General features: G+C 58.7%; 21 protein-coding genes and 1 riboswitch. Of the genes, 16 read left to right on the top strand and 5 right to left on the bottom strand.

Annotation, left to right across the window (positions count from 1 at the left end; all coding sequences use genetic code 11):
* Positions 1-96: 96 nt before the first annotated feature.
* Positions 97-249 (bottom strand): glucose uptake inhibitor SgrT, encoded by a 153-nt coding sequence (gene sgrT, locus WFO70_RS13885; protein ID WP_142488216.1) that lies wholly within the window; start codon positions 247-249, stop codon positions 97-99.
* An 87-nt stretch (positions 250-336) separates the two neighbouring features.
* Here sgrT and sgrR point away from each other — a divergent pair, with 87 nt between their 5' ends.
* From sgrR to thiQ, 4 genes are all read left to right on the top strand, one after another.
* Positions 337-1992, top strand: a complete 1656-nt coding sequence (sgrR, locus tag WFO70_RS13880; protein WP_337016889.1) for an HTH-type transcriptional regulator SgrR — start codon at positions 337-339, stop codon at positions 1990-1992.
* A gap of 36 nt (positions 1993-2028) precedes the next feature.
* A riboswitch (TPP riboswitch) is annotated at positions 2029-2128 on the top strand.
* Positions 2129-2162: 34 nt separating this feature from the next.
* A complete protein-coding gene (gene thiB, locus WFO70_RS13875; RefSeq protein WP_337016888.1) occupies positions 2163-3146 on the top strand; it encodes a thiamine ABC transporter substrate binding subunit in 984 nt (327 codons plus the stop codon).
* Positions 3122-4732, top strand: coding sequence for a thiamine/thiamine pyrophosphate ABC transporter permease ThiP (thiP, locus tag WFO70_RS13870; protein ID WP_337016887.1), 1611 nt, complete (start codon positions 3122-3124; stop codon positions 4730-4732). Before thiB ends, thiP begins: the two co-directional genes overlap by 25 nt.
* On the top strand, positions 4716-5411 hold the full coding sequence (thiQ, locus tag WFO70_RS13865) for a thiamine ABC transporter ATP-binding protein ThiQ (protein WP_337016886.1): 696 nt from the start codon (positions 4716-4718) through the stop codon (positions 5409-5411). Before thiP ends, thiQ begins: the two co-directional genes overlap by 17 nt.
* Before the next feature lie 6 nt (positions 5412-5417).
* Here the strand turns inward: thiQ and WFO70_RS13860 are convergent, their stop codons facing one another.
* Positions 5418-6185 carry a DedA family protein gene (locus tag WFO70_RS13860; RefSeq protein WP_337016885.1) on the bottom strand — a complete coding sequence of 256 codons (768 nt, stop codon included), beginning with the start codon at positions 6183-6185 and terminating at the stop codon, positions 5418-5420.
* 129 nt (positions 6186-6314) lie between these two features.
* Positions 6315-7160 (bottom strand): arabinose operon transcriptional regulator AraC, encoded by an 846-nt coding sequence (araC, locus tag WFO70_RS13855; protein ID WP_337016884.1) that lies wholly within the window; start codon positions 7158-7160, stop codon positions 6315-6317.
* A gap of 335 nt (positions 7161-7495) precedes the next feature.
* On the opposite strand from araC, the gene araB reads away from it, so the two are divergent.
* The 6 genes from araB (at position 7496) to rluA (ending at position 17686) form a co-directional block, all read left to right on the top strand.
* Positions 7496-9205 (top strand): ribulokinase, encoded by a 1710-nt coding sequence (gene araB, locus WFO70_RS13850; protein ID WP_337016883.1) that lies wholly within the window; start codon positions 7496-7498, stop codon positions 9203-9205.
* 10 nt (positions 9206-9215) lie between these two features.
* Positions 9216-10718: an L-arabinose isomerase gene (gene araA / locus WFO70_RS13845; protein WP_337016882.1), complete on the top strand. Its 1503-nt coding sequence runs from the start codon at positions 9216-9218 to the stop codon at positions 10716-10718.
* A 51-nt stretch (positions 10719-10769) separates the two neighbouring features.
* Positions 10770-11465 (top strand): L-ribulose-5-phosphate 4-epimerase, encoded by a 696-nt coding sequence (gene araD, locus WFO70_RS13840; protein WP_337016881.1) that lies wholly within the window; start codon positions 10770-10772, stop codon positions 11463-11465.
* Between the two features lie 155 nt (positions 11466-11620).
* A complete protein-coding gene (gene polB, locus WFO70_RS13835; protein WP_337016880.1) occupies positions 11621-13978 on the top strand; it encodes a DNA polymerase II in 2358 nt (785 codons plus the stop codon).
* Positions 13979-14107: 129 nt separating this feature from the next.
* Positions 14108-17014 carry an RNA polymerase-associated protein RapA gene (gene rapA / locus WFO70_RS13830; protein ID WP_337016879.1) on the top strand — a complete coding sequence of 969 codons (2907 nt, stop codon included), beginning with the start codon at positions 14108-14110 and terminating at the stop codon, positions 17012-17014.
* Between the two features lie 12 nt (positions 17015-17026).
* A complete protein-coding gene (gene rluA, locus WFO70_RS13825; RefSeq protein ID WP_337016878.1) occupies positions 17027-17686 on the top strand; it encodes a bifunctional tRNA pseudouridine(32) synthase/23S rRNA pseudouridine(746) synthase RluA in 660 nt (219 codons plus the stop codon).
* A gap of 41 nt (positions 17687-17727) precedes the next feature.
* Here rluA and djlA read toward each other — a convergent pair whose 3' ends face one another.
* A complete protein-coding gene (gene djlA, locus WFO70_RS13820; RefSeq protein ID WP_337016877.1) occupies positions 17728-18543 on the bottom strand; it encodes a co-chaperone DjlA in 816 nt (271 codons plus the stop codon).
* Positions 18544-18782: 239 nt separating this feature from the next.
* Between djlA and lptD the strand changes: the two genes are divergently transcribed.
* From lptD to apaH, 6 genes are read left to right on the top strand one after another with little or no spacing between them, the layout of a single operon-like run.
* Positions 18783-21131 carry an LPS assembly protein LptD gene (gene lptD / locus WFO70_RS13815; protein WP_337016876.1) on the top strand — a complete coding sequence of 783 codons (2349 nt, stop codon included), beginning with the start codon at positions 18783-18785 and terminating at the stop codon, positions 21129-21131.
* Positions 21132-21184: 53 nt separating this feature from the next.
* Positions 21185-22471: a peptidylprolyl isomerase SurA gene (surA, locus tag WFO70_RS13810; protein ID WP_337016875.1), complete on the top strand. Its 1287-nt coding sequence runs from the start codon at positions 21185-21187 to the stop codon at positions 22469-22471.
* Positions 22471-23457: a 4-hydroxythreonine-4-phosphate dehydrogenase PdxA gene (pdxA, locus tag WFO70_RS13805; RefSeq protein ID WP_337016874.1), complete on the top strand. Its 987-nt coding sequence runs from the start codon at positions 22471-22473 to the stop codon at positions 23455-23457. Before surA ends, pdxA begins: the two co-directional genes overlap by 1 nt.
* Positions 23454-24275, top strand: a complete 822-nt coding sequence (gene rsmA / locus WFO70_RS13800) for a 16S rRNA (adenine(1518)-N(6)/adenine(1519)-N(6))-dimethyltransferase RsmA (protein WP_337016873.1) — start codon at positions 23454-23456, stop codon at positions 24273-24275. Before pdxA ends, rsmA begins: the two co-directional genes overlap by 4 nt.
* A gap of 3 nt (positions 24276-24278) precedes the next feature.
* Entirely contained in the window at positions 24279-24656 is a 378-nt protein-coding gene (gene apaG, locus WFO70_RS13795) for a Co2+/Mg2+ efflux protein ApaG (protein ID WP_333851502.1), read from the top strand.
* Positions 24657-24658: 2 nt separating this feature from the next.
* Entirely contained in the window at positions 24659-25507 is an 849-nt protein-coding gene (gene apaH, locus WFO70_RS13790; protein WP_337016872.1) for a bis(5'-nucleosyl)-tetraphosphatase (symmetrical) ApaH, read from the top strand.
* Positions 25508-25550: 43 nt separating this feature from the next.
* On the opposite strand, the gene folA is transcribed toward apaH, so the two are convergent.
* Entirely contained in the window at positions 25551-26030 is a 480-nt protein-coding gene (gene folA / locus WFO70_RS13785; protein WP_039030411.1) for a type 3 dihydrofolate reductase, read from the bottom strand.
* Positions 26031-26112 lie beyond the last annotated feature (82 nt).

Below are 26112 nucleotides of genomic sequence, written 5' to 3'. Positions count from 1 at the left end.
TCCCTTTAGCGCAAGTGAAAACGAAAAAAGCCAGCAGATAATACCTGCTGGCGTGGTGATTCGCACCAATACTCAGTCACACATGATCGAAGCAATTCAGCGTTCCGAGGTCGACGTTGTCACCTCCCACTGCATCAGATCTTCCAGTATTTTCAGCCGCTGCTCTGCACACCGGCGGGCCAGCCAGGACACTCCCTTTGTCGCTGAGAAGTACTGTTGGTAAAACTGATTTGCGGTAGACCTCTTCATATTCACCTCCTCGCTTCATCGAAGTGAATTATTGGCTTAATATAGGGATTAATAAATTGCTGATTTTTTGTCAGGAGTTCCTCTTTTATGCCCTCTGGTCGTCTGCAACAACAATTCATCCGCCTGTGGCAGTGCTGTGACGGCCAGACCCGGGACACCACGCTCAGCGAGCTGGCCGAGCTGCTCAGCTGCTCGCGCCGCCATATGCGCACCCTGCTCAACACCATGCAGCAGCAGGGCTGGCTGAGCTGGGAAGCCGAGGCCGGACGCGGCAAGCGATCCCGTCTGACCTTTCTCTACACCGGCCTCGCACTGCAGCAGCAGCGAGCGGAAGATCTGCTCGAGCAGGATCGCATTGAGCAGCTGGTGCAGCTGGTGGGCGACAAGGCCGCGGTGCGCCAGATGCTGGTCTCCCACCTGGGCCGCAGCTTCCGCCAGGGCAGGCATATCCTGCGGGTGCTCTATTATCGTCCGATGAAAAACCTGTTGCCGGGCAGCGCGTTACGACGCTCTGAAACCCACATGGCGCGGCAAATCTTCAGCGGTCTGACGCGCATAAATGAGGAAAATGGGGAACTGGAAGCGGACATTGCCCACCACTGGCAGCAACTTTCCCCGCTGCACTGGCGCTTTTTCGTGCGCCCCGGCATCCATTTCCATCACGGACGCGAGCTGGAGATGACCGACGTCATTGCCTCGCTGCAGCGCGCCCGCGAACTGCCTCTCTATTCGCACATCACCCGGATCCAGTCCCCCACCGCCTGGACGCTGGATATCGAGCTTTCACAGCCCGACCGCTGGCTGCCGTGGCTGCTGGGGTATGTCCCTTCGATGATCCTGCCGCGCGAGTGGGAAACCATGCACAACTTTGCCAGCCTGCCGGTAGGCACCGGGCCGTACGCGGTTTCCCGCAACAACAGTAACCAGCTCAAGATCCGCGCCTTCGATGACTACTTTGGCTACCGGGCGCTGATTGACGAGGTCAACGTCTGGGTTCTGCCGGATATCAACGAAGAGCTGAGCGTCGGCCTGACGCTGGAGGGCCCCACCGAGGGGGAAAAGGCGGTGGAGAGCCGCCTTGAAGAGGGCTGTTACTATCTGCTGTTCGACAACCGTTCCCACCGTGGAGCCAGCGCCGAGGTGCGTCAGTGGGTAAGCCGGATCCTCTCCCCGGCCAACCTGATCTATCAGGCCGAGGAGGTGTATCAGTCCTACTGGTTCCCGGCCTATGGCCTGCTGCCGCGCTGGCACCACGCAAGACCAGGACGCGGCGACAAACCGGCCGGGCTGGAGAGCCTTACTCTGACCTTCTACCGCGAGCATATCGAACATCGGGTGATCGCCAGAATGATGAGCGAACTGCTGGCCGCCGAGAATGTGACGTTAAACATTCAGGAGGTCAGCTATGAGGAGTGGCATCGCGGCGAGACGGTAAGCGACATCTGGCTCAACAGCGTCAACTTCACTCTACCGCTCGACTTTTCCCTGTTCTCGCATCTGTATGAAGTCCCGCTCCTGCAGCACTGCATTCCTCGCGACTGGCAGCAGGACGCCGCCGAGTGGCGCGCGGGGGAGATGAATCTTGCCGTCTGGTGTCAGCAGCTATTGTCGCAGCAGGCGATCGTTCCGCTGATCCACCACTGGCTGATGATCCAGGGACAGCGCAGTATGCGCGGCTTACGCATGAATACTCTGGGCTGGTTTGACTTTAAATCCGCGTGGTTTGCGCCGCCGGAACCATAATACTTTCGTAATATTCACCAAATCATTACAATACCGCCGTTCTCAACGGGGTGCTGCGCGCGAGCGTGTGCTGAGAAAATACCCGTCGAACCTGATCCGGATAACGCCGGCGAAGGGATTTGAGGCTGTCGCTCAAAATCCTTTGCCACTCTCACATACAGAGGTGCAAAGTGTTCAAAACTGTTCTTCCCCTGCTGGCGCTGGTTGCGCTGCCTGCATTTGCCAGTCCTGTCCTGACGGTCTACACCTATGACTCCTTCGCTGCCGACTGGGGCCCTGGCCCGGCGGTCAAAAAAGCCTTCGAAGCCGACTGTAACTGCGAGCTGAAATTCGTGGCGCTGGAAGATGGCGTCTCCCTGCTCAATCGCCTGCGTATGGAAGGCAAGAACAGCAAAGCCGACGTGGTGCTGGGTCTGGATAACAACCTGCTGGAAGCGGCGACGCAAACCGGGCTGTTTGCCAAAAGCGGCGTGGCGACCGATGCGGTTAACGTGCCTGGCGGCTGGAAAAGCGACACCTTTGTGCCCTTCGATTACGGCTACTTCGCCTTCGTGTATGACAAAAACAAGCTGAAAAACCCGCCGAAGAGCCTGAAAGAGCTGGTTGAGAGCGATCAGAAGTGGCGCGTGATCTACGAAGATCCACGCACCAGCACCCCGGGGCTGGGTCTGCTGCTGTGGATGCAAAAAGTGTATGGCGATAAGACGCCGGAAGCCTGGCAGAAGCTGGCCGCCAAAACCGTCACCGTCACCAAAGGCTGGAGCGAGGCCTACGGGCTGTTCCTGAAAGGGGAAAGCGACCTGGTGCTGAGCTATACCACCTCTCCGGCGTATCACATTATTTCGGAGAAAAAAGAGAACTACGCCGCCGCTGATTTTGCCGAAGGTCACTACCTGCAGGTGGAAGTCGCCGCCCGCACCGCCGCCAGCAAACAGCCGGAACTGGCGGAGAAGTTCCTGAAATTTATGGTCTCCCCGTCGTTCCAGAACACCATCCCGACCGGTAACTGGATGTACCCGGTCACCAACGTGGCGTTACCTGCCGGGTTCGACACTCTGGTGAAACCGCAAACCGCGCTGGAATTCTCCCCGCAGGAAGTCGCCGGGAAACGTGCCGCCTGGGTCAGTGAATGGCAACGCGCCGTCAGCCGCTGATCGCCGGTTGGTTACTCCCGGGGCTGATAGCCGCCATCCTGATGGTGGCGGTCGCCCTGGGGGCATTTCTGGCGCTGTGGTTTAACGCGCCCGCCACCGACGTCAAGGCGCTGCTGCACGACAGCTATCTGTGGCACGTCATCCGCTTCTCGTTCTGGCAGGCGTTTCTTTCCGCCCTGCTCTCCGTGGTGCCGGCAATTTTTCTGGCCCGCGCCCTCTACCGGCGGCGTTTCCCCGGACGGCAGGCGCTGCTGCGCCTGTGCGCCATGACCCTGATCCTGCCGGTGCTGGTAGCGATATTTGGCATTCTCAGCGTCTACGGGCGTCAGGGCTGGCTTGCCGCGCTCTGTCAGGCGCTGGGGCTGGAGTGGACCTTCTCGCCCTATGGCCTGCAGGGCATTCTGCTGGCGCACGTCTTTTTCAACATGCCAATGGCAACGCGGCTGTTGCTGCAGGCGCTGGAGAATATCCCCGGCGAGCAGCGCCAGCTCGCCGCCCAGCTCGGGATGCGCGGCGGAGCCTTCTTCCGCTTCGTGGAGTGGCCCTGGCTGCGCCGACAAATTCCTCCCGTCGCGGCGCTCATTTTTATGCTCTGCTTTGCCAGCTTTGCCATCGTGCTCTCGCTGGGCGGTGGGCCGCAGGCTACCACCATTGAACTCGCCATCTATCAGGCCCTGAGCTATGACTACGATCCGGGCCGCGCGGCACTGCTGGCGATGGTGCAGATGTTCTGCTGCCTGGGGCTGGTGATGCTGAGCCAGCGGCTGGGTAAAGCCATCCCCGTGGGCAACAGCCAGCTTGCCGCCTGGCGCGATCCGCAGGACAGCCTGCGCAGCCGCCTGACCGACGGCCTGCTGATCGCCCTCGCCCTGCTGCTGTTGCTCCCGCCGCTGCTGGCGGTAGTGGTGGATGGCCTGAATCTTAATCTGCTGTCGGTGCTGCAACAGCCGGTGCTGTGGCAGGCGCTCGGCACCTCCCTGCGCATTGCGCTGGGGGCGGGTCTGCTCTGCGTGCTGCTGACCATGATGCTGCTGTGGACCAGCCGGGAGCTGTATGCCCGCCAGGCGACAGTGGCCGGGCAGGCGCTGGATTTGAGCGGAATGCTGATCCTGGCGATGCCCGGCATCGTGTTGGCGAGCGGCTTTTTCCTGCTGTTTAACAGCACCGTCGGCCTGCCTGAATCAGCCGATGGCATCGTCATCTTCACTAACGCCCTGATGGCCATTCCGTATGCGCTCAAAGTGCTGGAAAACCCGATGCGCGATCTCAGCGCCCGCTACACTTTGCTCTGCGATTCGCTGGGAATGCACGGCTGGCAGCGGCTGAAGGTAGTGGAATTCCGCGCCCTGAAACGCCCCCTGGCGCAGGCGCTGGCTTTTGCCTGCGTGCTGTCGATCGGGGATTTCGGGGTGGTGGCGCTGTTTGGCAATGATGATTTCCGCACCCTGCCGTTCTGGCTGTATCAGCAGATCGGCTCGTACCGCAGCCAGGAGGGTGCCGTCACGGCGCTGCTGCTGTTGCTGCTGTGCTTTGCCTTATTTACCCTTATTGAGAAACTTCCGGGGCGTGATGTTAACTCTCACTGATGTAACCTGGCTTTATCAGCATCTGCCGATGCGCTTCACCCTCTCCGTACGCCAGGGGGAATCGATCGCCGTGCTCGGCCCCAGCGGGGCGGGGAAAAGCACGCTTCTCAACCTGGTGGCCGGGTTTCTGCAGCCCGCCAATGGCCGTATCACCATTGCGGGTCAGGACCACACCCACACGCCGCCGTCCCAGCGCCCGGTGTCGATGCTGTTCCAGGAAAACAATCTCTTTACCCACCTGACCGTACGCCAGAACATCGGCCTCGGCATGCATCCGGGACTCAGGCTGAACGCCGGACAACAGCAAAAGCTGAGTGATATCGCGACGCAAATGGGGATTGGCGAGCTTCTGGAACGGCTGCCGGGAGAGCTCTCTGGGGGGCAGCGTCAGCGCGTCGCCCTCGCCCGCTGTCTGGTACGCGAGCAGCCGATCCTGCTGCTGGATGAGCCCTTTTCGGCGCTCGACCCGGCGTTACGTCAGGAGATGCTGCTGCTGGTCAAAGAGGTGTGCGAACGCCAGAACCTGACGATGCTGATGGTGTCCCACAGCGTGGAAGATGCGGTCAAAATTGCCCGGCGGTCGGTAGTGATAGCCGATGGCCGTATCGCCTGGGACGGCGATACGGAACAGCTGGTGAGCGGAAAGGCCAGCGCCTCGCGCCTGCTGGGGATCCACTGACGGCGGTCAGCGGCTGACCACCTTCAATAAGATCTCCCCGTAGACCGGCATCAGCGGATGGCGGATCAGCGCCACCAGCGCCACCACGGCAATTCCCAGCATGACGGGCGCAATCCAGAATAAGCGCTCGCGCGGCAGATAATGGCTCAGACGATCTCCGGAGGCTTTCCCGCTGCGCCACAGCCGCCAGCAGAGCCATGCCGCCAGCCACAGCAGGAGCGCGGTCGCCAGCAGCAGCCACTTAAAGCCGCCGCTCTGGACATCAGAAGGAATATCGATGGCCGCACCGGCCAGGATCCCCGGCAGGAAGTAGATCGGCGGCCATAACAGGCAACCCAGCAGGTTCGGCACAATGAACTTGGTCACCGGCAGATCCAGCATCCCCGCCACCATCGGCACCAGCGGACGCGTCGGGCCGACAAAGCGGCCTACCAGAATGGTAAACATGCTGTGCTGATGCAGGGCGTGCTCGGTTTTGTCGAGCAGGGCTTTGTTCTTCTTCATGAACGACCAGCGGTGGAGCGGCTTTTTAAAGCGCCAGCCCAGCCAGAATGAGATCCAGTCCCCCAGCAGACACCCGACGATCCCCGCCAGCCACGCCTGCCAGAAGTTAACCTCGCCGCTGCCGATCAGGGCACCGAGCCCGCTCATCATCACCGTGCCGGGTAAAATCAGCCCGACCAGCGCCAGGGATTCAAGAAAAGCCACTAACGCCACAGCGATAAGCGAGTAAGTAACGGACTGGGTAATGAAGTGTTCCAGCAATGCCTGCATAACAGTTCCGGTCAGGTGACGAAGCAGGGATTCTGCGAAGAGAGGCCTGCTGCGTCAAGACAACAATTGTCTGAATAGTTTACCGGGTGTTAGCGGCGTTCAGCGAATATGTTTAGTTTTATTTACCTTCTATTCACAGCCTGCGCGAAATTCGCTCGGGCTGGCACCGGTGCATTTTTTGAAGACCCGGGAGAAATAGAGCTGATCCTCGAAGCCGACGTTGCGTCCGACGGTGGCGATCGGCATCCGGGTGGTGCTGAGCAGCAGCTTGGCCTGGCTGATGCGTTGATCCTCGCGCCAGCTCAGGACGCTCACCCCCAACTGCTGGCGGAACAGGTGCGACAGCCGCGACGGCGACAGGCAGACGTGCTGGGCGACGCTGGCGATATCAAACTGGCTGTCCGCCAGGTGATCGCTGATGTACTGGCAGGCTTCGCGCACCCGGTGATCCAGCGGCGGGTTAAGGGATTCGTTGATCGCCTCCATCCGGCGCAGCAGAAGCTGCTCAAGCAGGTTGATCGCCAGCAGCTCCGCATAGCGCCCACCGGCCTGCCCGGCCTCGATGATCTGGGCAAAGAGTTCACGAAACTGCGGCTGATGGACCTCGTCCGGGCGATAAAAGCCGGTATGGGCAAACATCGACGGCCAGGCGAGCCACTCATGCCAGTAGGCGCGAGGGCGGAAGTAGACCCACTGGTGATACCACTCCCGGGCATCGGGATGGCGGCCGTAGTGGTGAATTTCCCCCGGTGGGAAGAGCAGGATATCCCCCGGACGGCAGACGAAGGTCTGATCGCCATTCTTGATCACCCCCTCCCCGCGCACGGTCAGGTTGAGGATATAGCCCTTCATCCCCAGCGGTCGGTCAACGTAAAAATCGAGATAGCCTTCGGCCTCAATGGGCGTCAGCCCCGCCACCAGATGGGCGTTAAATGAGTAGCCCGGCAGCAGGGGATCACTTTGCGTTTCAGCCATATTGTCTGTACTCCTGACGGTCCTGAAGGAAACCATTTGTCCATATCAACAAAAGCGGCATAAAAACGGCGCTGCCAAAGAGCGAAAAGGTATCAGCCCGCTTTCAGATCCGCCATCTTAACGCTTCCGTTGCGATTTAACCGTAACATCGAGCGGGTCGGCAGTAACAAAAGTGTCTATAACCACGGCAGAAATGTCCACATCGATTATTTGCACGGCGTCACACTTTCCCATGTCACAGCAAAATCATCCATAAGATTAGCGGATCCTGCCTGACGGTTTCCCCCCTCACTCTCTAATGTTCATTCATATCTGTTTTTTGATGGAGCAACACCATGGCAATTGCGATTGGCCTCGATTTTGGCAGTGACTCAGTACGCGCCCTGGCAGTGGAGTGCACAACGGGTCAGGAGATAGCAACCAGCGTTGAGTGGTACCCGCGCTGGCAAGAGGGGCGCTTCTGCGATGCGCCGAACAATCAGTTCCGCCACCATCCCCGCGACTATATCGAGTCGATGGAAGCGGCGATCAAAACCGTACTGGCTGAGTTAAGCGAGGCGCAGCGCAGCCAGATCGTCGGCATCGGCGTGGACAGCACCGGTTCCACCCCGGCACCGATTGACGCCGAGGGCCACGTGCTGGCGCTGCGTCCGGAGTTTGCCGACAACCCGAACGCCATGTTTGTGCTGTGGAAAGACCATACCGCAGTGGAAGAAGCCGAGGCCATCACCCGTTTGTGCCATCAGCCGGGCAAAAACGATTACTCCCGCTACATCGGCGGCATCTACTCCAGCGAATGGTTCTGGGCCAAGATCCTGCACGTTACCCGCCAGGATAAGCGCGTTGCCGAGGCGGCGGTGTCGTGGATTGAGCTGTGCGACTGGGTTCCTGCCCTGCTCTCCGGCACCACCCGTCCGCAGGATATTCGCCGCGGCCGCTGCAGCGCCGGGCATAAATCCCTCTGGCATGAGAGCTGGGGTGGCCTGCCACCTGCCGCATTCTTTGACGACCTCGACCCGATCATCAACCAGCACCTCGACTACCCGCTGTTTACCGATACCTGGACCGCCGATATCCCGGTGGGCACCCTCTGCGCCGAGTGGGCGGAACGCCTTGGCCTGCCGCAGCACGTCGCCATCTCCGGCGGTGCCTTTGACTGCCATATGGGCGCGGTCGGGGCCGGTGCCCAGCCGAATACGCTGGTAAAAGTAATCGGCACCTCCACCTGCGACATTCTCACGGCGGATAAAGCCAGCGTTGGCGACCGCGCCGTGAAAGGCATCTGCGGGCAGGTTGACGGCAGCGTGGTTCCTGACTTTATCGGTCTCGAAGCGGGTCAGTCCGCCTTCGGTGATATCTACGCCTGGTTTGGCCGGGTGCTGGGCTGGCCGCTGGATCAGCTGGCGGCCGCGCATCCGGAGCTGAAAACCCAGATCGACGCCAGCAAGAAACAGCTCCTGCCGCAGCTGACCGAGGCCTGGGCCAAAAATCCTTCTCTTGACCATCTTCCGGTGGTGCTCGACTGGTTTAACGGCCGCCGTACCCCGAATGCTAACCAGCGCCTGAAAGGGGTGATTACCGACCTGAATCTTGCCACCGACGCCCCGGCGCTGTTTGGCGGCCTGGTGGCCGCTACCGCCTTCGGCGCGCGCGCCATTATGGAGTGCTTCACCGAGCAGGGGATCGCCGTGAATGAGGTGATGGCCCTGGGCGGTATCGCCCGTAAGAACCCGGTGATCATGCAGGCCTGCTGCGACGTGCTGAACCGTCCGCTGCAGATTGTCGCCTCCGATCAGTGCTGCGCCCTGGGCGCGGCGATCTTCGCCGCCGTGGCGGCAGGCGTACATGCCGATATCCCAACGGCGCAGCAGCATATGGCCAGCCAGGTGGAAAGTACCCTCCAGCCGCGCGCCCAGCAGGCGCAACGTTTCGAACAGCTTTATCAGCGCTACCAGCAGTGGGCGAAGAGCGCTGAGCAGCACTATCTCCCTGTCGCCGCCCCGGTTAAAAGCATCCCGGAATCTACGGCAACCCTGACACATTAAGGACACGATAATGACGATTTTTAATAATTATGAAGTGTGGTTTGTGATTGGTAGTCAGCATCTTTACGGGCCGGAAGCCCTGCGCCAGGTGACTCAACACGCAGAACATGTGGTCAACGCCCTGAATGCGGAAGCAAAACTGCCGTGTAAACTGGTGCTCAAGCCGCTGGGCACTTCGCCGGATGAGATCACCCATATCTGCCGCGACGCTAACTACGATGACAAATGCGCCGGGCTGGTGGTGTGGCTGCACACCTTCTCCCCGGCCAAGATGTGGATCAACGGCCTCGCGATCCTCAACAAACCGCTGCTCCAGTTCCATACCCAGTTCAATGCGGCGCTGCCGTGGGACAGCATCGACATGGACTTTATGAACCTGAACCAGACCGCGCACGGCGGCCGCGAGTTCGGCTTCATCGGCGCGCGTATGCGCCAGCAGCATGCGGTGGTGACCGGCCACTGGCAGGACAAACAGGCCCACCAGCGTATTGGATCCTGGATGCGCCAGGCGGTATCGAAGCAGGATACCCGCCAGCTGAAAGTGGTGCGCTTCGGCGACAACATGCGTGAAGTGGCAGTGACCGACGGCGACAAAGTGGCCGCGCAGATTAAATTTGGTTTCTCCGTCAATACCTGGGCGGTGGGCGATCTGGTGCAGGTCGTTAATGAGATCGGCGATGGCGACGTGAACGCGCTGGTGGATGAGTATGAAAGCAGCTACCGCCTGACGGCGGCGGCACAGGTGAATGGTGACAAACGCCAGAACGTGCTGGATGCGGCCCGCATCGAGCTGGGCATGAAGCGCTTCCTGGAACAGGGCGGCTTCCATGCATTCACTACCACCTTTGAAGATCTTCACGGCCTGAAGCAGCTGCCGGGCCTGGCGGTACAACGTCTGATGCAGCAGGGCTACGGCTTTGCCGGGGAAGGCGACTGGAAAACTGCCGCTCTGCTACGCATCATGAAAGTGATGTCGACCGGTCTGCAGGGCGGCACCTCCTTTATGGAGGATTACACCTACCACTTCGAGAACGGCAACGATCTGGTGCTCGGCTCGCACATGCTGGAAGTCTGTCCGTCGATCGCCGTGGATGAAAAACCGATCCTCGACGTTCAGCACCTCGGCATCGGCGGCAAAGCCGATCCGGCCCGTCTGATCTTCAACACCCGCACCGGTCCGGCGATTAACGCCAGCCTGATCGATCTGGGGGATCGTTTCCGCCTGCTGGTCAACTGCGTAGACGCGGTTGAAACGCCTCACGCCCTGCCAAAACTGCCGGTGGCCAACGCCCTGTGGAAAGCCCAGCCGGATCTGGCGACCGCGTCCGAAGCCTGGATCGTGGCGGGCGGTGCCCACCATACCGTCTTCAGCCATGCGCTCGATCTCAACGACATGCGTCAGTTCGCGGAGCTGCACGACATCGAGCTGACCGTGATTGATAACGACACCCGGATGCCAGCCTTTAAAGACGCGCTGCGCTGGAACGAAGTCTATTACGGTTCAAAACGTTAACAGGGGAACCTTTGGCCTGCCGCAGGGCGGGCCTTTTTTCCTGGAGGATACATGCTGGAAGATCTTAAACGTCAGGTGCTTGAAGCTAACCTGGCTCTGCCGGAACATAATCTTGTCACTCTGACCTGGGGTAACGTCAGCGCGGTCGACCGCGAGGCTGGCGTGTTCGTGATTAAACCCTCCGGCGTCGACTACCGGATGATGACCGCCGACGATATGGTGGTGGTGAGCATCGCCACTGGCGAGGTGGTGGAAGGCACGAAAAAGCCCTCCTCCGATACACCAACCCACCGCCTGCTGTATCAGGCCTTCCCGTCGATCGGTGGTATCGTCCACACCCACTCCCGTCACGCGACCATCTGGGCGCAGGCCGGACAGCCCATCCCGGCGACCGGCACTACGCACGCCGACTATTTCTATGGCACCATCCCCTGCACCCGCAAGATGACCGATGCCGAGATTAACGGGGAATACGAGTGGGAAACCGGCAACGTGATTGTCGAAACCTTCGAGAAACAGGGGATCGACGCGGCGCAGATGCCGGGGGTGCTGGTTCACTCTCACGGCCCGTTCGCGTGGGGCAAAAATGCCGAAGACGCGGTGCACAACGCCATCGTGCTGGAAGAGGTGGCCTATATGGGCATCTTCTGCCGCCAGCTGGCGCCGCAGCTGCCGGATATGCAGCAGACCCTGCTGGATAAGCATTACCTGCGCAAGCACGGCGCGAAGGCCTATTACGGGCAGTAAAAACCGCCCGGTGGCGCTACGCTTACCGGGCCTACGAGACCCGTAGGCCGGATAAGCGCAGCGTCATCCGGCAGAAACACCCCTGTATAAAACCCCAGCAAAACACCCGCAACCAGGCTATACTCACGCCTGGTTTTGTTTTATGAGAAAACAGCGTGGCGCAGGCGCAAGAAGGCTTTTTACTGACCCGACACTGGCGGGATACCCCGCAGGGTACCGAAGTGGAACTCTGGCTGGCGACCGATAACGGCCCGCTGCACATCACCCTGCCGCCGCAGGAGTCCGTGGCCTTTATTCCTGAGCCTGATGTCGAAAAAACGAAACAGCTGCTGCGCGGTGAAAACGGCTGGCGGCTGACCCCCCTCGAACTGAAAGATTTCCAGCGCCGTCCGGTGTATGGCCTCTACTGCCGCGCCCATCGCCAGCTGATGCGCTATGAAAAACTGCTGCGCGAAGCGGGCGTAACATTGTACGAAGCCGACGTTCGCCCGCCGGAACGCTTTCTGATGGAGCGCTTTATCACCGCCCCGGTCTGGGTGGATGGGACGCCCCAGGGCGATCGGCTGGTCAATGCCCGCCTCAAACCCAACCCGCACTATCGCCCGCCGCTGAAATGGGCGTCGGTGGATATTGAAACCACCCGTCACGGCGAGCTGTACTGCATCGGCATCGAGGGCTGCGGTCAGCGGGTGGTCTACATGCTGGGCCCGGCAAACGGCGATGCGTCCGGGCTCGATTTCGATCTCATCTATGTGAACAGCCGCCCGCAGCTGCTCGAAAAACTCAACGCCTGGTTTGCAGAGCACGACCCGGACGTGCTCATCGGCTGGAACGTGGTGCAGTTCGATCTGCGGGTGCTGCAAAAACATGCCGAACGTTACCGCATCCCGCTGCTGCTCGGGCGCGGCAACAGCGAGCTGGAGTGGCGCGAGCACGGCTTTAAAAACGGGGTCTTCTTCGCCCAGGCCAACGGGCGGCTAATCGTTGACGGCATCGAGGCGCTCAAGTCGGCATTCTGGAGCTTCTCGTCGTTTTCGCTGGAGTCGGTGTCGCAGGAGCTGCTCGGGGAAGGCAAATCCATCGACAACCCCTGGGACCGGATGGACGAGATTGACCGCCGCTTCGCCGAAGATAAACCGGCCCTGGCCACCTATAACCTGAAAGACTGCGAGCTGGTGACGCGCATCTTCCACAAAACCGAGATCATGCCGTTCCTGCTGGAGCGCGCCACGGTCAACGGTCTGGCAGCCGACCGGCACGGCGGCTCGGTGGCCGCCTTCAGCCATCTCTATTTTCCGCGCATGCACCGGGCAGGCTACGTAGCGCCCAATCTCGGCGACGTGCCGCCCCAGGCCAGCCCCGGCGGCTATGTCATGGACTCCCGCCCCGGCCTGTACGATTCGGTGCTGGTGCTGGATTACAAAAGCCTCTATCCGTCGATCATCCGTACCTTTCTGATCGATCCGGTCGGGCTGGTGGAAGGTCTGGCCCAGCCGGACGAGCAGCACAGCACCGAAGGCTTCCTCGGGGCGCGTTTCTCCCGGGAAAAACACTGCCTGCCGGAGATCGTCAGCCAGATCTGGCACGGGCGCGAAGAGGCCAAGCGCCACGGCAATAAGCCCCTCACCCAGGCGCTGAAGATCATCATGAACGCCTTTTACGGCGTGCTCGGCACCAGCGCCTGCCGGTTCTTCGACCCGCGGCTGGCCTCGTCGATTACCATGCGCGGCCACGAGATCATGCGCCAGACCAAAGAGCTGGTGGAATCCCGGGGCTATGACGTGATTTATGGCGATACCGACTCGACCTTCGTCTGGCTCAAAGGCGCAAAAAGCGAAGCAGAGGCGGCTGCCATTGGCCTGGAGCTGGTGAATTATGTCAACGACTGGTGGCAGACTCACCTGCAGCAGGCGGGCTTAACCAGCGCCCTGGAGCTGGAGTATGAGACCCACTTCTGCCGCTTTTTAATGCCCACTATTCGCGGCACCGATCAGGGCAGCAAAAAGCGCTACGCCGGACTTATCCAGGAGGGAGAAAAACAGCGGATGGTGTTTAAGGGGCTGGAGACCGTGCGCACCGACTGGACCCCGCTGGCGCAGCACTTCCAGCAGGCGCTTTATCTGAAAATCTTCCGCCGCGAGCCCTATCAGGAGTTTGTCCGTGAGACCATCGCCAGCCTGATGGCGGGCGAGCTGGATGACCAGCTGATCTACCGCAAACGGCTGCGCCGTCCACTGGCAGAGTATCAGCGCAACGTGCCGCCGCATGTGCGCGCCGCCCGGCTTGCCGATGAGGAGAACGTCCGCCTCGGGCGGGCACCGCAGTACCAGAACCGGGGCACCATCAAGTACGTCTGGACCACCAGCGGCCCGGAACCGGTGGATTATCAACGCTCTCCCCTGGACTATGAGCACTACCTTACCCGCCAGCTACAGCCCGTCGCGGATGGAATATTGCCCTTTATGGACGATGACTTTGCTACACTGATGACAGGTCAGTTGGGGCTATTTTGACAGGTGACGAAATCGCTGCCATCCAGTACCATAGCGCCCTTTCCATTCCCGGACCCATTATTCGATTACCGTCATTTCTGATCGGTGGTTGAACTATTGCCTGCAATTAAAGATTAGAGCCGAACAAATATGCCTTTTACACTTGGTCAACGCTGGATCAGCGACACAGAAAGCGAACTCGGATTAGGAACGGTAGTGGCGCTGGATGCGCGTATGGTCACTCTCCTCTTCCCCGCCACCGGTGAAAACCGTCTGTATGCTCGCAATGATTCCCCTGTTACCCGCGTGATGTTTAACCCGGGCGACACCGTTACCAGCCATGAAGGCTGGCAGCTGAAGATTGAAGACGTAAAAGAAGAGAATGGACTGCTTGCCTATATCGGAACTCGCCTCGATACCGACGAGACCAATGTGATGCTGCGCGAAGTGCTGCTCGACAGCAAACTGGTCTTCAGCAAGCCGCAGGATCGCCTGTTCGCTGGTCAGATTGACCGCATGGATCGCTTCTCCCTGCGCTACCGCGCGCGCAAGTTCCAGAGTGAGCAGTACCGCATGCCGTGGAGCGGCCTGCGCGGCCAGCGTACCAGCCTGATCCCCCACCAGTTAAACATCGCCCATGATGTCGGCCGTCGCTATGCGCCGCGCGTCCTGCTGGCCGATGAGGTGGGTTTAGGTAAAACCATCGAAGCAGGCATGATTTTGCATCAGCAGCTGCTTTCCGGCGCAGCCGAGCGCGTGCTGATTGTGGTGCCGGAAACCCTGCAGCACCAGTGGCTGGTGGAGATGCTGCGCCGCTTCAACCTGCGCTTCTCCCTGTTTGACGATGAGCGCTACGCCGAAGCCCAGCACGATGCCGATAACCCGTTCGAAACCGAACAGCTGGTGATCTGCTCCCTGGACTTTGTCCGCCGCAGCAAGCAGCGTCTCGAACACCTGTGTGATGCCGAGTGGGACATCATGGTGGTCGACGAAGCTCACCACCTGGTGTGGAGCGAAGAGGCCCCGAGCCGTGAGTACATGGCGATTGAGCAGTTGGCCGAACGCGTGCCTGGCGTGCTGCTGCTGACCGCAACCCCGGAGCAGCTGGGTCTGGAGAGCCACTTTGCGCGCCTGCGCCTGCTGGATCCCAACCGTTTCCACGATTTTGAGCTGTTCGTCGAAGAGCAGAAAAATTACCGCCCGGTCGCCGATGCGGTTGCCCTGCTGCTGGCGGGCAAGCACCTCTCCAACGAGGAGCTCAACACCCTGAGCGAGCTGATTGGCGAACAGGATATCGAGCCGTTACTGCAGACCGCCAACAGCGATCGTGACGGGGCGGAAGCCGCGCGCCAGGAGCTGGTCTCCATGCTGATGGATCGCCACGGTACCAGCCGCGTCCTGTTCCGTAACACCCGTAACGGCGTGAAAGGCTTCCCGAAACGCGAGCTGCACACCATTCGTCTGCCGCTGCCAACCCAGTACCAGACGGCGATCAAGGTCTCCGGCATCATGGGTGCGCGCAAAACGGCGGAAGAACGTGCCCGCGACATGCTCTACCCGGAACAGATTTACCAGGAGTTTGAAGGCGACAGCGGAACCTGGTGGAACTTCGACCCGCGCGTGGAGTGGCTGATGGGTTATCTGACCGCCAACCGCTCGCAGAAGGTGCTGGTGATCTGCGCCAAAGCGACGACCGCGCTGCAGCTCGAACAGGTTCTGCGCGAGCGGGAAGGTATCCGCGCGGCGGTGTTCCATGAAGGTATGTCGATTATCGAACGCGACCGCGCGGCGGCGTGGTTCTCCGAAGAGGACAGCGGTGCCCAGGTGCTGCTCTGTTCTGAAATCGGCTCCGAAGGGCGTAACTTCCAGTTTGCCAGCCGTCTGGTGATGTTCGATCTGCCTTTCAACCCGGATCTGCTCGAGCAGCGTATCGGCCGTCTGGATCGTATTGGTCAGGCCCACGACATTCAGATTCACGTCCCGTATCTGGAAAAAACCGCCCAGTCGGTACTGGTGCGCTGGTTCCACGAAGGGCTGGATGCGTTTGAACATACCTGCCCGACCGGCCGTACCATTTACGACAAAGTGCATAGCGAGCTGACCGGCTATCTGGCGACGCCGGAAAACACCGACGGTTTCGACGATCTGATCAAAACCTGTCGCGAGCAGCATGAAGCGCTGAAAATGCAGCTGGAGCAGGGACGTGACCGTCTGCTGGAGATCCACTCCAACGGCGGCGAAAAAGCCCAGGCGCTGGCGGAGAGCATCGAAGAGCAGGATGACGATACCAGCCTGATCAGCTTCGCCATGAACCTGTTTGATATCGTTGGGATCAACCAGGACGATCGCGGCGAGAACATGATTGTGCTGACCCCGTCCGATCACATGCTGGTTCCGGACTTCCCGGGCCTGCCGGAAGATGGCTGCACCATCACCTTTGAGCGTGATGTGGCTCTGTCCCGGGAAGACGCGCAGTTCATCACCTGGGAGCACCCGCTAATCCGCAACGGTCTGGATCTGATCCTCTCCGGCGATACCGGCAGCAGCACCATTTCGCTGCTGAAGAACAAGGCGCTGCCGGTGGGTACCCTGCTGCTGGAGCTGATCTACGTGGTGGAAGCCCAGGCGCCGAAACAGCTGCAGCTCAGCCGCTTCCTGCCTGCTACCCCGGTGCGTCTGCTGCTGGATAAGAACGGCACCAACCTGGCGGCGCAGGTCGAGTTTGAGAGCTTCAACCGCCAGCTGAGCGCGGTCAACCGCCACACCGGCAGCAAGCTGGTGAACGCGGTGCAGCAGGACGTCTATACCATTCTGCAGCAGGGCGAACCGCAGATCGAGAAAGCGGCGCGGGCATTGATTGACGCGGCGCGCAGCGAAGCGGACGAAAAACTGTCGGCGGAGCTGTCGCGTCTGGAAGCCCTGCGCGCGGTGAACCCGAACATTCGTGACGATGAACTGGCGGCGATTGAGAGCAATCGCCAGCAGGTGCTCGAAAGCCTGAATCAGGCGGGATGGCGTCTGGATGCACTGCGTCTCATCGTTGTGACGCATCAGTAAGCGGAGCGTAACATGTTGATGGAACCCTACAATCCGCCGCAGGATCCGTGGCTGGTCATTCTGTATCAGGATGAGCACATCATGGTGGTCAACAAGCCGAGCGGCTTGTTGTCCGTGCCGGGCAGGCTGGATGAGCACAAAGACAGCGTGATGACGCGCGTTCAACGCGATCATCCGCAGGCGGAGTCAGTCCATCGTCTGGACATGGCGACCAGCGGTGTGATTGTGGTGGCGCTGACCAAGGCGGCGGAGCGTGAGCTGAAGCGTCAGTTTCGTGAGCGCGAGCCGAAGAAGCAGTACCTGGCGCGCGTCTGGGGACATCCACAACCGGCGGAAGGGTTGGTTGACCTGCCGCTGATCTGCGACTGGCCGAATCGCCCATTGCAAAAGGTCTGCTATGAGACCGGCAAAGCGGCACAGACCGAGTATGAAGTGCTGGAGTACGCGGCGGATAACAGCGCCCGCGTGCTGCTAAAACCGATTACCGGTCGTTCGCACCAGCTGCGTGTGCATATGCTGGCACTGGGACACCCGATTCTGGGGGATCGTTTTTACGCCACGCCGGAAGCCCGGGCCATGGCACCGCGTCTGCAGCTGCATGCGGAGATGTTGACCATTACCCATCCGGAATACGGTACGCCGATGACCTTCAGGGCCCCGGCGGACTTTTGACCTGTTGCCCGGCGGCGCAACGCCTGCCGGGCAAACATCATTTACTTGAAGCCCTTCTGCTCTTTAATGAGCTCGTACGCTTTCTGAATTTCCTGCGCTTTTTGCTTCGCCATCTCCATCATTTCCGGCGGTAACCCTTTCGCCACCAGCTTATCCGGATGATGCTCGCTCATCAGCTTACGATAGGCGCGCTTGATGGTCGTCGGCTCATCGGTCGGCTTCACGCCCAGCACGTTACAGGCATCTTCCAGTGTCGGGCCGCGCTGCGCCTGCTGCCAGCCGCCGCTGCCCTGCTGCTGTTGATAGCCGTCGCCAAACTGCGCGCCGCCCTGCATCATGCGCAGGAACTGATCGAACTGAGTGCGGGAAATGCCCAGCTCTTCGGCAATGACGTAAAGCACCGCTCGTTCGTTCGGATGAAGCGAGCCGTCAGCAAAGGCCGCCTGGATCTGAATCTCCAGAAACATCCGAATTAAGTCGAAGCGTCCGAAGCAGATACTGCGAAACTGGCGCATTTTTTCGCGCAACGGATAGTTATCCGCCTTGCCGATACGAAATGCGTGCTGCGCCGCCGCCCGGGAGTCGCCGTGCAGGTTCATACGATCCATAAACTGGCTGGCGATATGGATGTCGGCCTCGGTCACCCGCCCTTTCGATTTGGTCAGATGCCCCATCACCTCAAAGGTCGTGGCAAAAAAAAGTGCCTGACGTTCACGCTGGTTGGCAAACCAGGCCATCTTACGACTTCGAGCTTTATCAAACATATGGCCGATAATCAGGCCCAGAACGATACCCCAGAAGCCCGCGCCCATCAGTAAAGCGAACGCCACGCCGATAATTTTTCCCCAATACTGCATATACTCCCCAAATGGTGATGTATGTGATCCCGCGAACGCCATCATTCCGGTGGCCTGGCCACGGTCAATTGAAGGACATCGCCTATAATTTGCATTATCATACTCGTCATTCAATAACGAGCCTATCACCACGGCTTGTTTACGGGCAGGATTAACGCTGGCACTGTGATGATGAGTAAGATAGTCTCTGACCGTTTGCCAGCGATAAGCCACTGATGACGGAACAATAAATAAAACGTATGAAAAAACGTATCCCCACCCTCCTGGCCACGATGATAGCTACTGCCCTGTACAGTCAACAGGGTCTGGCAGCCGATCTCGCCTCGCAATGTATGCTGGGTATTCCCAGCTATGATCGCCCGCTGGTTCAGGGCGATACGAACACGCTACCGGTCACCATCACTGCTGACAATGCGAAAGGGAATTATCCTGACGATGCCGTGTTTTCTGGCAACGTAGATATTAACCAGGGCAACAGCCGTTTGCAGGCCGATGAAGTTCAGTTGCACCAGAAACAGCCAGAAGGCGCGGCCGAGCCGGTACGCACTGTAGATGCACTGGGTAATGTGCACTATGACGATAATCAGGTCATCCTGAAAGGTCCGAAAGCCTGGTCGAACCTGAATACCAAAGATACCAACGTCTGGGAAGGTGATTATCAGATGGTGGGCCGTCAGGGTCGCGGTAAAGCCGACCTGATGAAACAGCGCGGTGAAAACCGCTACACCATTCTGGAAAACGGGACCTTTACCTCCTGTCTGCCGGGCTCAGATACCTGGAGCGTGGTCGGCAGCGAAGTGATCCACGACCGTGAAGAGCAGGTTGCGGAGATCTGGAACGCCCGCTTTAAGCTCGGACCGGTGCCGGTTTTCTACAGCCCGTATCTGCAGCTGCCCGTGGGTGACAAACGTCGCTCCGGCTTCCTGATCCCGAACGCCAAGTACAGCTCCACAAACTATTTTGAGTTCTACCTGCCGTACTACTGGAACATCGCGCCCAACATGGACGCCACGATCACGCCGCACTATATCCATAAGCGCGGCAATATCATGTGGGAAAACGAGTTCCGTTATTTAACGCAAGCGGGCACAGGCCTGATGGAGCTGGACTACCTGCCATCGGATAAGGTCTACCAGGATGAGCATCCTACCGAAGGCGATCGTCACCGCTGGTTGTACTACTGGCAACATGCCGGGGTCATGGATCAGGTCTGGCGCTTCAACGTGAACTATACCAAAGTCAGCGATCCGAACTATTTCAACGACTTCTCGTCGAAATACGGCTCCAGCACCGACGGTTACGCCACGCAGATCTTCAGCGCCGGCTATGCGGTTAAAAACTTTGATGCCACGGTGTCGAGCCGTCAATTCCAGGTCTTCAGCAGCCAGAACGCCAGCACCTACGGGGCGGAACCGCAGCTCGACGTCAACTGGTACCAGAACGATGTCGGCCCGTTTGATACCCGCATCTACGGCCAGGCCGTGCATTTCGTGAATACCAACTCCGATATGCCAGAAGCCACCCGTGTTCACCTTGAGCCGACAATCAACCTGCCGGTGTCGAACGACTGGGCCAGCCTGGATACCGAAGTGAAGCTGATGGCGACCCACTATCAGCAGAAAAATCTGGATACCTACAACGCTAACAACGGCACTCAACTTGAAGAGTCCGTTAACCGTACGCTGCCGCAGTTTAAAATGGACGGCAAGCTGGTCTTCGAGCGCGATATGAACTGGAGCGAGGGTTACACCCAGACGCTGGAGCCGCGCGCCCAGTATCTGTATGTGCCGTATCGCGATCAGAGCAAAATCAATAACTACGACTCGTCACTGCTGCAGTCGGACTACAGCGGTCTGTTCCGCGACCGTACCTACGGCGGCCTGGACCGTATTGCCTCGGCCAACCAGGTGACGACCGGCGTCACAACCCGCGTTTATGATGATTCTTCCGTTGAACGTTTTAATGCTTCTGTGGGTCAAATCTACTACTTCACAGAATCGCGTACCGGCGATGACAACATTAACTGGGAGAAAAACAACAAAACCGGCTCCCTGGTCTGGGCGGGTGACACTTACTGGCGCATGACCGATCGCTGGGGGCTGCGTGGCGGCGTTCAGTACGATACGCGTCTGGATAACATTGCCACCGGCAATGCAGCCATTGAGTATCGCCGTGATGAAGACCGGATGGTTCAGCTGAGCTACCGTTATGCCAGCCCGGAATATATCCAGGCGACGCTGCCGAACTTCTCGACGGCCGATCAGTACAAAGAGGGCATTTCGCAGGTAGGCGGTACCGCCAGCTGGCCGATCGCCGATCGCTGGTCGATCGTCGGGGCGTACTACTTTGATACCAATCAGAGTAAGGCGGCCGATCAGATGCTGGGCCTGCAGTACAACTCCTGCTGCTACGCGATCCGTGTCGGATACGAACGTAAGCTTAACGGCTGGGATGTCGACAAAAATCAGAGCGAGTACGATAACGTCATCGGCTTTAACATCGAATTGCGTGGCCTGAGTTCCAACTACGGTCTGGGTACTCAGCAGATGCTGCGCTCACCGATTCTGCCGTACCGTAGTTCCTTATGATGTGCTTGAATTACAACGTAATCCGCATTGCGGTTAATTGATATGGAAAAAGTATGAAGAACTGGAAAACGCTGCTGCTCGGTATCGCTATGGTTGCGAATACCAGCTTCGCGGCCCCACAGGTTGTCGACAAAGTCGCTGCCGTTGTGAACAACGGTGTGGTACTTGAGAGCGACGTTGATGGTTTAATGCAGTCTGTGAAGCTCAACGCGGGTCAGGCAGGTCAGCAACTTCCGGATGATTCCACACTGCGTCATCAGATCCTTGAACGTCTGATCATGGATCAGATCGTTCTGCAGATGGGTCAGAAGATGGGTGTGAAGATCTCTGATGAGCAGCTCGATCAGGCTATCGCTAATATTGCGAAGCAAAACAATATGTCAGCGGACCAGATGCGCAGCCGCCTGGCCTATGACGGCATCAGCTATTCGACCTACCGTAATCAGATCCGTAAAGAGATGCTGATTTCAGAAGTGCGTAACAACGAAGTGCGTCGTCGCGTGACGATCCTGCCGCAGGAAGTGGACGCGCTGGCAAAACAGGTGGGTAACCAGAATGATGCCAGCACCGAACTGAACCTGAGCCACATCCTGATCCCTCTTTCAGAAAACCCGTCTTCCGACCAGGTTGCTGAGGCGGAAAGCCAGGCGCGTTCCATCGTCGATCAGGCACGTAATGGCGGCGATTTTGGCAAGCTGGCGATCACCTATTCGGCTGACCAGCAGGCGCTGAAAGGCGGCCAGATGGGCTGGGGTCGTATCCAGGAGCTGCCGTCTATCTTTGCCCAGGCGCTGAGCACGGCGAAGAAAGGCGATATCGTGGGTCCGATCCGTTCCGGCGTGGGCTTCCACATTCTGAAAGTGAACGATCTGCGCGGCCAGAGCCAGAGCATCTCCGTCACCGAAGTGCATGCCCGCCATATTCTGCTGAAGCCTTCCCCTCTGATGAATGACGATCAGGCGCGGGCAAAACTGCAGCAGATTGCCGCCGATATCCGCAGCGGTAAAACTTCCTTCGCCAACGCCGCGAAAGAGTTCTCTCAGGATCCAGGTTCTGCAAATCAGGGCGGCGATCTGGGCTGGGCGGCAGCGGATATTTACGATCCGGCCTTCCGCGATGCGCTGATGCGCATGAACAAAGGTCAGCTGAGCGAACCGGTTCACTCTACCTTCGGCTGGCACCTGATTGAGCTGCTGGACACCCGTAACGTGGATAAAACCGATGCGGCCCAGAAAGATCGCGCGTACCGCATGCTGTTCAACCGTAAGTTCTCTGAAGAAGCGGCAACCTGGATGCAGGAACAACGCGCCAGCGCTTACGTCAAAGTTCTGAGCAAGTAATGAAACAACATCGTGTTGTCATCACTCCCGGCGAACCCGCCGGGATTGGCCCCGATCTGGTTGTCCAGCTTGCCCAGCGCAGCTGGCCGGTCGAACTGGTGATCTGCGCCGATGCCAGCGTGCTTGAGGCGCGGGCGAAGCTGCTTAATCTACCGCTCACGCTGCTGCCCTATCAGGCAGATAACGCGCCCCTCCCCCAGCAAGCGGGTACCCTGACGCTGTTACCTGTCCCTCTGCGTACGCCCGTTGTTCCCGGTCAACTGAGCACCGAAAACGGCCACTATGTGGTGGAGACGCTGGCGCGCGCCTGTGATGGCTGCCTGAGCGGCGAATTTGCCGCGCTGATCACCGGGCCGGTACATAAAGGGGTGATCAACGATGCCGGCGTGGCCTTCACCGGCCATACCGAGTTTTTTGAAGAGCGTTCCCACAGCGCCAAAGTAGTGATGATGCTGGCAACCGAGGAGCTGCGCGTTGCGCTGGCGACTACCCATCTGCCGATCAAAGCGGTTTCCGACGCCATTACGCCGGACCTGCTGCGTGAGGTGATTGCCATCCTGCACTATGACTTACGCACCAAATTCGGCATTGCCGATCCGCACGTGCTGGTATGCGGCCTCAACCCGCACGCGGGCGAAGGCGGCCATATGGGTACGGAAGAGATCGACACCATTATTCCGGTGCTGGACGAGATGCGGGCCCAGGGGATGAATCTCAGCGGGCCGCTGCCTGCGGATACCCTTTTCCAACCCAAATATCTCGATCATGCAGACGCCGTGCTGGCGATGTACCACGATCAGGGCCTTCCCGTGCTAAAATACCAGGGATTTGGCCGCGGCGTGAACATCACCCTCGGTTTACCCTTTATTCGCACTTCTGTTGACCATGGTACAGCGCTTGATTTAGCGGGCCAGGGGAAAGCAGATGTCGGCAGTTTTATTACGGCGCTTAATCTCGCCATCAAAATGATTGTTAATACTCAATGAATAATCGCGTCCACCAGGGCCATTTAGCCCGTAAACGTTTCGGGCAAAACTTCCTCAACGATCAGTTCGTGATCGAAAGTATTGTTTCGGCTATCAATCCACAAAAAGGCCAGGCGATGGTCGAAATCGGGCCGGGCCTTGCCGCTCTGACCGAGCCGGTTGGCGAGCGTCTCGATGAGCTGACCGTCATCGAACTGGACCGCGATCTGGCAGCACGTCTGCAGACGCACCCGTTCCTCGGGCCGAAACTGACCATTTATCAGCAAGATGCCATGACCATGAACTTCGGTGAGCTGGCGGAGAAAATGGGGCAACCGCTGCGCGTGTTCGGCAACCTGCCGTATAACATCTCCACGCCGCTGATGTTCCACCTGTTTAGCTATACTGATGCCATTGCCGACATGCACTTCATGTTGCAAAAAGAGGTCGTCAACCGACTGGTTGCAGGGCCAAACAGTAAAGCGTATGGTCGTTTGAGCGTGATGGCACAGTATTTCTGCAACGTGATCCCGGTACTCGAAGTGCCGCCATCTGCGTTCACGCCGCCGCCAAAAGTCGACTCTGCGGTGGTGCGCCTTGTGCCGCATAAAACGAAGCCGTATCCGGTTAAAGAGCTGCGCGTACTGAGCCGTATCACCACAGAAGCCTTTAACCAACGCCGTAAAACGATTCGTAACAGCCTTGGCAATCTGTTTACCGTTGAGGTGTTAGCCCAGTTGGGTATCGACCCGGCAATGCGTGCAGAGAACATCTCCGTAGAACAGTACTGCAAGCTGGCTAATTACATCAGCGAAAATGCGCCGCCGAAGGAGAGCTAAGCCATGATTGATTCGCCCCGCGTCTGTGTTCATGTACAAAGCATCTATATTGAGTCCCAGTCCACACCGGATGAAGAACGCTATGTTTTTGCTTACACGGTAACCATTCGCAACCTGGGGCGGATGCCTGTGCAACTGCTCGGGCGCTACTGGCTTATCACCAACGGCAACGGTCGTGAAATTGAAGTGCAGGGCGAAGGCGTGGTGGGTGAACAACCGCACATTGATCCCGGCGAAGAGTATCAGTACACCAGCGGCGCGGTTATCGAAACGCCGCTGGGCACTATGCAGGGCCATTATGAAATGGTCGATGCCGACGGCAATGCATTCCGCATTGCCATTCCTGTTTTCCGTCTGGCTGTTCCAACACTCATTCACTAAACATGTCTACATATCTCATTGGCGACGTTCATGGTTGCTACGATGAACTGATCGCGTTGTTAAAGCAGGTGGAATTTACCCCGGGTACGGACAGGCTATGGCTCACCGGCGATCTCGTTGCGCGCGGACCTGGCTCGCTGGAAGTGCTGCGTTATGTGAAGTCGCTGGGCGACAGCGTGCGGCTTGTCCTTGGCAATCACGATCTGCATCTGCTGGCGGTTTACGCCGGGATCAGCCGTAATAAACCGAAAGACAGGATCACCCCGCTGCTGGATGCGCCTGACGCCGATGAGCTTATAAACTGGCTGCGTCGCCAGCCGCTGCTGCAGATTGATGAAGAGAAGCAGCTGGTGATGGCCCACGCGGGCATTACGCCGCAATGGGATCTGCAAACCGCGAAAGAGTGCGCACGCGACGTCGAAGCCGTGCTCTCCAGCGACTCTTATCCTTTCTTCCTTGATGCCATGTACGGCGATATGCCCAACAACTGGAGCACGGAGCTCAGCGGTGTGGCGCGTCTGCGTTTCATCACCAACGCCTTCACCCGCATGCGCTACTGTTTCCCAAACGGTCAGCTCGATATGTACTGCAAGGATGTGCCGGAAAACGCGCCGACGCCGCTCAAACCCTGGTTTGCCATCCCCGGACCGGTGACGGATCAATACAGCGTTATTTTTGGTCACTGGGCATCGCTGGAAGGCAAAGGCACGCCAGAGGGTATTTACGGCCTGGATACCGGCTGCTGCTGGGGGGGAGAACTCACCTGTCTGCGCTGGGAAGATAAAGCGTACTTTGTTCAGCCGTCGAACCGGCATCAGGATTCAGGCGAGAATGAAGCGGTAGCGTCGTAGCGGAGAGCTGCACCTCTCCCATGGGGAAAGGTGCAGAAAAACATTAGCGGCGTTCAAGGATCTCGAAGCAGTAGCTATGCGAATTTTGCGCATCCGCGTCGTGGAATTCGCTGAATACCGATTCCCACTCGTCAGGATCGTAGTCCGGGAAATGGGTATCCCCTTCCACTTCAGCATCAATGTGTGTCAGATATAATTTCTGCGCTTTTGGCAGGAATTGCTCATATACACGACCTCCACCAATCACCATTATCTCTTCGGCATCGCCGCAGGCGGCAATGGCTTCGTCAATGGATTTCACCCACTCAACACGCTCATCCGTGCCGGGCTGGCTGCTTATAACGATGTTTTTACGGCCCGGTAACGGTCGCCCGATTGACTCCCAGGTCAGGCGACCCATTACTACCGGCTTGTTCAAGGTAGTACGTTTAAACCACGCGAGATCGGCAGGCAGATTCCACGGCATGGCGTTTTCCATACCAATCACGCGATCTACCGCAAGCGCCGCAATCAGACTGATCATTGATTATTTCCCGGATGCAAAAAATTGCCGCCACTATACGGAAAGCTTAATCTTTCGTCGACTGGCGGCAGAGTAAAGAACA

It is taken from the genome of Leclercia sp. AS011 (genome assembly GCF_037152535.1).
Classification (GTDB): domain Bacteria; phylum Pseudomonadota; class Gammaproteobacteria; order Enterobacterales; family Enterobacteriaceae; genus Enterobacter.
This window is presented reverse-complemented; position numbering and strand designations above follow the sequence as displayed.